Consider the following 7,676-nt stretch of genomic DNA (forward strand, 5'->3'; position numbering starts at 1 on the left):
AGGGGGGCGGCCGGATGAACGCCGTCGTCGGGAAGCTGCGGGAGACGGTCTGCCGGCTCCACGACGAGCTGGTCCGCTACAACCTCGTCGCCTGGACCGCGGGCAACATCTCGGGGCGGGTACCGGGTGAGGACCTGTTCGTCATCAAGCCGTCCGGGGTGTCGTACGACGAGCTGAGCCCGGAGTCGATGGTGGTGTGCGACCTGGACGGCGAGCCGGTCGGGGGTGGGCTGTCGCCGTCCAGCGACACCGCCGCGCACGCGTACGTCTACCGGGCGATGCCGCGGGTCGGCGGGGTGGTGCACACCCACTCCACGTACGCCTCCGCCTGGGCGGCGCGGGGTGAGGCGATCCCGTGCGTGCTGACGGCCATGGCGGACGAGTTCGGCGGGGAGATCCCGGTGGGACCGTTCGCGCTGATCGGCGGGGACGACATCGGCAGGGGGATCGTCGCCACCCTGGAGGGACACCGCTCCCCGGCGATCCTGATGCGCAACCACGGCGTCTTCACCATCGGCGCGGACGCCCGTGCCGCGGTCAAGGCCGCGGTGATGTGCGAGGACGTGGCGCGCACCGTGCACGTGGCCCGCCAGCTGGGCGAGCCGCTGCCGATCCCGCGGCCCGCCGTCGACAGTTTGTACGACCGCTACCAGAACGTCTACGGGCAAAGGAGTCCGCGTTGATCCTCCACGAGCGTGAGATCTGGTTCCTCACCGGAAGCCAGGGCCTGTACGGAGAGGAGACGCTGGCCCAGGTGGCCGAGCAGTCCCGGCGGATCGCCGAGCGGCTCGGCGAGTCGCTGGCGTTCCGGCTGGTGTGGAAACCGGTGCTCACCGACGCCGCGTCGATCCGCCGGGTCTGCCTGGAGGCGAACGCCTCGGACGCCTGCGTCGGGGTGATCGCCTGGATGCACACCTTCTCCCCGGCCAAGATGTGGATCGCCGGACTGGACGCGCTGCGCACGCCGCTGTTGCACCTGCACACCCAGGCCAACGTGGCGCTGCCGTGGAGCTCCATCGACATGGACTTCATGAACCTCAACCAGGCGGCCCACGGCGACCGCGAGTTCGGCTACATCCAGTCCCGGCTGGGCGTGGCGCGCAAGACCGTCGCCGGGCACGTGAGCGACCCGGCGGTGGCCGCGCGCATCGGGGCGTGGGCACGGGCCGCGGCCGGACGCGCGGAGGTCGGCTCGCTGCGGCTGGCCCGCTTCGGCGACAACATGCGCGACGTGGCGGTCACCGAGGGCGACAAGGTGGAGGCGCAGCTGCGCTTCGGCGTCTCGGTCAACACCTACGGTGTCAACGACCTGGTCGCCGTGGTCGACGCGACGGCGGACTCCGAGGTGGACGTCCTGGTCGCCGAGTACGAGGACAGCTACAAGGTCGCCCCCGAGCTGCGGGCCGGAGGCGAGCGCCACGACTCCCTGCGGTATGCCGCCCGCATCGAGCTGGGACTGCGCCACTTCCTCACCGAGGGGGGCTTCGGCGCGTTCACCACCAACTTCGAGGACCTCGGGGGTCTGCGGCAGTTGCCGGGGCTGGCGGTGCAGCGGCTGATGGGCGACGGCTACGGCTTCGGCGGGGAGGGCGACTGGAAGACCTCGGTGCTGCTGCGCACCCTGAAGACGATGGCGACCGGTCTTGAGGGCGGCACCTCCTTCATGGAGGACTACACCTACCATCTGGCCCCGGGCCAGGAGGTCATCCTGGGCGCGCACATGCTGGAGGTCTGCCCGACGATCGCCGCCGGGGTGCCCTCGTGCGAGATCCACCCGCTGGGCATCGGCGGGCGGGAGGACCCCGTCCGGCTGGTCTTCGACGCCGAACCCGGACCGGCGGTGGTGATCGGCCTGTCGGACATGGGGGAGCGGTTCCGGCTGGTGGCCAACGAGATCGACGTGGTCGCCCCGGCCGAGCCGCTGCCCAACCTGCCCGTCGCCCGCGCGGTGTGGCGGCCCCGCCCGAACCTGAGCACCTCCGCCGAGGCGTGGCTCACCGCCGGAGGCCCGCACCACACGGTGCTGTCGTCCGCGCTGACCGGCGAGGAGCTCACCGACCTCGCCGACATGCTCGGCGTCGAGCTGCTGGTCATCGACGCCGACACCACCCCCCGCCAGTTCGCCAAGGAGATCCGCTGGAACCAGGCCTACTACCGCCTGGCGCAGGGCTTCTGACCCCGGCGGGGTCTCGCCGACCGGCGAGACCCCGCCATGATCCGCGAACTCCACGTGTTGTCATCCGAACACACGAAAAGCCCGGCAGAACTGTCGGCGACCGCGTATTTTCAAACGCGCGGTCGCCGCGTTTTTTTCGGATGGCGACAACGGCGGGGCACGGACAAAGGGGCGTCCGATTCAACCGCCGGCGACGGGGTGGAGTGTTTTTCCCGAGATTTCGTCTTCGGGCGACGCGGCAGGCTCGATCGGCGGAACGGTTGAGAGAAGCGCTTGGGGGGTCGAATTCCCGCTGCTCTCGCTGCCCGGAGGTTCCTGCGCTGTTCGGCCGGGGTGTGAGAGGTGGCGGGAGCCGGTGAAGGAGTCCGGCGGCCGGTCGGACCGCCCGCCCTGGCGGGAATCCGGTCGGCTCGCCGATCGATTCATTCAACGGTGAAGCGCTTATGTCAACGGCGCTTCAATTGACTTAGGAGGTGATATTCGACGCCGATCGCGGTGTTTGGGTGATTGATATTGACGGTGCATATGCGGCTATCTACCCTCACGATGTCCGGCACATTACAAGGGAGTGGCCGATGAAACGTATCCGAAACCTCGCCGTCGCCGCCGTCGCCATGGCGGCACTCGTTCTCGCCCCGCTTCCCGCCTCGGCGGCCGGCACCACGATCCACCGGGACACCGACATGGGCGCCGCCTATTCGGGCAAGATCCGGGCCACGCTCATCGACCCGGTGTCGGTCTCGACCACGCTCGCCACCGCCACCTGCAACACGGGCAACATCGACGGGACGGTCCAGTCGGACGGCACCGCGCTGGACATCTCGGTCTTCAACTTCAGCAACACTCCCGGCCCGGCCTGCCCGAACAGTGCCGGAGGCTCCTCCACCGTGTCCCCGGTAGGGCTCTCCTGGCTTGGCGGCAGCGTCGTCTACAACAAGGTGACCCCCGGGCGCGACGGCATCGTGACCCTGAAGGGCGTCAAGGTCTCCTCGGTGTCCACCGGCTGGTTCGGCACCATCAGCTGTGTCTACCGGGGCTCCGGCGCCGGTAACAGCATCGCCCTGGACGCCTTCAACCCCGACAACACCAGCCGTCCGAAGACAGCGATCGCCCAGGCCCAGGCCAAGGCCACCAACTACGCCCTCACCAAGGACAGCGGCAGCATCCTGTGCCCCGGCACGGCCAACTACACCGCCACCTTCCAGCTCATGGGGGAGACCGTCGCCAACTCCGGTGTCTTCGACCAGAAGCTGTACCTCACCACCCCCTGAGAACGCCCTCGCCCCTGAGAACGCCCTCGGCCCGCCTTCCGGTACGCATCCGGGAGGCGGGCCGCACCCATGCGCGGCCGGCCCCCCGGCAGGTCAGGGCTCGTACCGCCTGGTAGACGCAGAGCAGGGCCCAGATCTCCTGGGCCACCATCTCGGGGGTCCTGGAACGGAGCGCGACCGTCGCGCCGCTCCGGTCGGAGCGCAGCCAGGCCAGCGCGTTGTCCATGACCCAGCGCTCCGCGTACCGTGCCACCAGCTCCGGCGCCGGCGCCCGTCCCGGGTCGAGCAGCGTGGTGACCAGCCGTTCCGTGCCGGGCAGCGGGATGACCCGCAGCAGGGCGTCCGCCCAGCCGGGCGGCCTGGACAGGAACGACCCGTCGCCGAGGCGGCGCGCCACGGGGAACCCGCCCGCTTCGCCGGTCCGCCACAGCAGGTGCGTGCCGGTTCCCGCCGCCTTCCGCCACAGCTCGGCCCCTCTGGCCCCGGGGCCGGCGAGCAGCAGCACGCCGGGCTCCAGGCGGCGCAGCAGCCTCGGCGCGAGCGCCTGCCGTCCCGCCCCCGAGCCGCCGATGGTCGCGTCGATCAGCGCGTGCGTCCCGCCGTCGACCACGGCCACCACCCGGACGCACGGCAGGCGGGCGCTCTCGTCCGGGTAGCCGAACGCCGCGTTGTCGCGGGTCTCCGGGACGGTCAGCGCGGTGCCGTCCATCGTCACCGGCCGCAGTCCGGCCAGCCGCGACCCGGTGGCCCCGGGCTCCGGCAGCGGCACGGCCACCCGGCGGAACAGCACCCGCAGCGGCTCCGCGCCGAGCCGCGCGCGGGCCCGGCTGATCGCCGACACGCTGGGCACCTCCCAGCTCTTGGCCCAGTGCGAACGCCACGACAGGCCGTTCAGCAGCAGGCGCATGACCTCGTCGTAGTTCCGGTCAGGGAACATGCACAGGGCCAGCACGTAGTAGATCGTCAGGCGGGCGGGCAGTGCCCGCCGCCGCTGGTCGGCGCAGCCGCTGGCCAGCACGACCTCGTCGAGGAGCGGTACGGGGAAGGCGGAGGTGAGGATCCCGATCGCCAGATGATCGGCCAGCCGCCCATGGACCGGCTCAGTCTTCACTCGGGTAGTCATGCCCGTGTGCACTCGCTGTCAAGCCATAGGCGATCAAACGCTTTATTTCCTATACAAACCTATCTAAATCAGCTCAAGAAATGCGCACGAGGTGAGTGTCGTAGCCGGTTGCTGCATGCCGGATGTAGACCTATTAATGCCCATTCGAGTGTTTCTGGGGTGCGTGATAGCCGCTGGCCTGCCACGTCCGTTGCCAGCTCGCACCCACCGCTCTAAGCGGCATTCCAGAAGTTCCGTTTGTAACCGGCTGGGAGCCAGGGGCTGGTCCACGGGGCGGCGGTGGCCAGCAACTGGTCCGGTGAGCGGGCGCGGAAGAAGGCATGGATCTGTCTGAGACGGCCGGGTCAGCTGACGGCAGTGTTGGCGATGAACGCCTTAAGCACGGCCCAGATCCGCTTGACCGGATTGTCGTGCGGACTGTAACGCGCCCCGTACAACACCTCCACCCGCGGGTGCGCCTGCAGGTAGCACGCGGCGGCCCGCGCATGGTGGATGCTGTCGTTGTCGCAGATCACCACGATCTTCGGCGCGGCCGGGAACGCGGCGGCCACCTCATCCAGCAGGTGCAGGAAGTCGGCCGCGCCCCGGCGGCCCAGCCGATACATCCACCGCCCCGTAGTCAGCTCCACAGCGCCGAACACGGTGACCTGCCGGTTCTTGCCCGGCGTGACAACGGCCGGACGATCGGCGCGCAAGGTCTACCCCGCTCGGAGGTGTGGCAGCAGGTGCACGTGGGTTTCATCGGCGGCCTAGACCACCGCCCCGCGCGGCAACGCTCGCAACCGTGTGGCAATGGCGGCCACCACCCACCAACGGTCCGGGTCGCCTCGCGCGACCAGCTTGGGACGCCGCCAGACGGCCACCAGCCGCACCCGCCGATACAGCGTGCGCCTGTTCAACCGGGGCCGGTTCAGGTAGCGCCCAGCCGCGCGAGGGTCCACTGTCCCGGCCGGGCCAGCAGCTTGGTGATCCGGCCTGTTAGGTGCTCGCCGCCCAGGTGAGGGCGGCCGGGGCGGGGCGGTCGGCTAGGCCCGCCAGGCCGTGGCGGTTGAACCGGTCGATCTATCGGCGCACAGTGGCGGCGTCGTAGTCCAGCAGGTTGGCGATCTGCGCCGCCGGCAGGCCGTGCAGCGACAGCAAGACCATCACCGCGCGGATCGCCTGCCGCCAGTGACCTCGCAGTTGGGCGTGTAATTGCTCGATCGAGGTGGCAGGGGCATTGGCGAACACGATAGGCGGGCGCATACTGACCACGACCTCGCCGGTGGGTGGACGTTGTGGCAACCTCGATCCAACCCCCGGCGAGGCCTATGTCAACACCCGCACACCCCGGCGATCTCACGCCCGGTTACGCACAGAACTTCTGGATACTGCGCCAATCATAAGTTCTGGGACTTTTGAGAACATCGGAAGGCAAGTCGGCCCTGCTGGAGTGGCAGGAGAACCACCTGGATCTCCGGAAAATCTCAATATTTATGATCGCCTCAGTATACGCTTAGCTGATCTCATTCAGAGTAGAACTACTGAATGCTTATGCCCGATCAGCGTACGAACCTCGAAGAAGTCGTACTCACGTGATCGTCGCCCCCAAAAGCACGGCGCTCATGATGTCAGGAGTGAGGGTTACGCCGGTCAACCGATGCGCCAAGACCATGAGTTCTTGAACCCCTGCCCCCCTGCCCGAGCCGCAAGGTTCGCGATTGGGATTTATGCCAGACCTGCGTATTTCAGTGAGCAGACGATCGGGATCGCTCCCATAGCGCTGGCGCGGCGTCACCGGATCGAAGTTGGTGACTATCTCGCCGTTGACCGCGTAGACGAATCGGCTGGACGCGTACGGATGCTTCAGCACGACGACGACGGTGGTCTCCTGCGCCAGCCGCGCCAAGACGTCGGAATCGTTAGCCGTCCAGCCGTTGACCTGGAAGATCACGGTCCATCCGCTGAAGTCGCCTGCGACGATCGTGTCGGGGGAAAGGTCCCCGTCCATCAGCTGCTCCAACGTCTGTGGCCGGATCGTGCCCTGGTCCGCACCGATGCGCAGCAACGCCGTTGACGGTTCTGTGTCCTTCACGAAAGCGAGGCACCAGATATCTCCGAGATCCCATCCCTCGACCAGCCAGGACATATCTCCACTCATTCAGGCTCTCTCGCTTTCTTCTCGACGAGCGTACAGGGGGTGCGGAACGTCACCGTCCGCACCCCCCGAGTCATCCTAGGGCAGCTTGATCCAGAAAGGATCTTCCTTGAGGATACGATTGTTTCCGTACCAAGCGCCCAAGGCGCGGCCGTACGCCTGATTATGAGTGGCTCTGATCAGCAGAACCGAGAAGTTAAAATCGGGGTTTGCTCCGAGAGAACCCTCTTCGACTGAGGCGAAAGGATACTCGTCGCAATTCTCGGCCAGCGGGTCGCCTTCAATGTTGCTGGACCAGGTAGCCTGAATCTCCTTATGGCATACATACTCCGACTTTTCTCGTTGTACCTCGCCAAAAGCAAGGTTCTTGAGACGGTGAAGCGGGTTCTGTGGAGATCCTCCTGGGATGTTCTTTGTCCGTCCGAAGGAGTGGGGATAGAGCTTTCCGCCGTGGATCGGATAGGTGGGGTCTGCGCTCGGATTGGTCAGCGCCTTCTTGATGTGGTCGTACTGCTCAGGCCACTCCTCCCCATTGGTGTTAACGTCATTCCGCCTCATTTCCATGAAGGCACTTCGATAAGTGAAGACACAGCCGCCGGAAGGGGTATAAACGTACGATGCGGAATCGCAGCGGGTCTTGAACTCCTTATCGCTGACCCCGGCTTTGGTCCAGACGTTGACGTACCGGGTTTTGCTCCCGATCGGATTCACCTTAACGAGGAGGGAGAAGCGGCAGGTCGATATCTTGTCTGCTCCTTCCGCGCCGGCTGCGGTAGAGGTCATCGCGAAGTTCTCCAGCGGGTTAGCGTTCCATGATGCGTTGGACTTCTCTCGAAGATTCGGGCCGTATGGCGACTCCAAGTTTGATTGGCAGTGAGGTGATCTCAGCGACTTTCACGTCAGGTAGCCATGTTCGAAATGGGTGAGAACAAGCGCGGCTTTGACGATGTCGCCGATTCTGCTGGGGCT

Annotated in this window: 6 protein-coding genes and 1 pseudogene; 3 read left to right on the forward strand and 4 right to left on the reverse strand. The window is 66.9% G+C overall.

Annotated features, from left to right (window positions below; all coding sequences use genetic code 11):
• The first annotated feature begins 14 nt into the window (after window positions 1–14).
• The 3 genes from AB0J58_RS38480 to AB0J58_RS38490 all read left to right on the forward strand — a co-directional run bounded on the left by AB0J58_RS38480 (window position 15) and on the right by AB0J58_RS38490 (window position 3,447).
• Entirely contained in the window at window positions 15–683 is a 669-nt protein-coding gene (locus AB0J58_RS38480) for an L-ribulose-5-phosphate 4-epimerase (protein WP_364225161.1), read from the forward strand.
• The gene (gene araA, locus AB0J58_RS38485) at window positions 680–2,176 is read left to right on the forward strand and encodes an L-arabinose isomerase (protein WP_364225163.1); all 1,497 of its coding nucleotides are present in this window, start codon (window positions 680–682) and stop codon (window positions 2,174–2,176) included. The genes AB0J58_RS38480 and araA overlap by 4 nt, the downstream gene beginning before the upstream one ends.
• A 575-nt stretch (window positions 2,177–2,751) precedes the next feature.
• Window positions 2,752–3,447 carry a hypothetical protein gene (locus tag AB0J58_RS38490; RefSeq protein ID WP_364225165.1) on the forward strand — a complete coding sequence of 232 codons (696 nt, stop codon included), beginning with the start codon at window positions 2,752–2,754 and terminating at the stop codon, window positions 3,445–3,447.
• On the opposite strand, the gene AB0J58_RS38495 is transcribed toward AB0J58_RS38490, so the two are convergent.
• The 4 genes and pseudogenes from AB0J58_RS38495 to AB0J58_RS38510 form a co-directional block, all read right to left on the reverse strand.
• Window positions 3,434–4,558, reverse strand: a complete 1,125-nt coding sequence (locus tag AB0J58_RS38495) for a transposase domain-containing protein (protein ID WP_364225168.1) — start codon at window positions 4,556–4,558, stop codon at window positions 3,434–3,436. The two genes, AB0J58_RS38490 and AB0J58_RS38495, sit on opposite strands and share 14 nt — an antisense overlap.
• Window positions 4,559–4,782: 224 nt before the next feature.
• Window positions 4,783–5,815: pseudogene (locus AB0J58_RS38500) on the reverse strand (IS630 family transposase).
• A gap of 325 nt (window positions 5,816–6,140) precedes the next feature.
• Window positions 6,141–6,698 carry a DUF6461 domain-containing protein gene (locus tag AB0J58_RS38505; RefSeq protein ID WP_364225171.1) on the reverse strand — a complete coding sequence of 186 codons (558 nt, stop codon included), beginning with the start codon at window positions 6,696–6,698 and terminating at the stop codon, window positions 6,141–6,143.
• 87 nt (window positions 6,699–6,785) lie between these two features.
• Window positions 6,786–7,490 carry a hypothetical protein gene (locus AB0J58_RS38510; protein ID WP_364225174.1) on the reverse strand — a complete coding sequence of 235 codons (705 nt, stop codon included), beginning with the start codon at window positions 7,488–7,490 and terminating at the stop codon, window positions 6,786–6,788.
• Window positions 7,491–7,676 lie beyond the last annotated feature (186 nt).

It is taken from the genome of Streptosporangium sp. NPDC049644 (assembly GCF_040675205.1).
GTDB classification, from domain to species: Bacteria; Actinomycetota; Actinomycetes; order Streptosporangiales; family Streptosporangiaceae; genus Streptosporangium; species Streptosporangium fukuiense.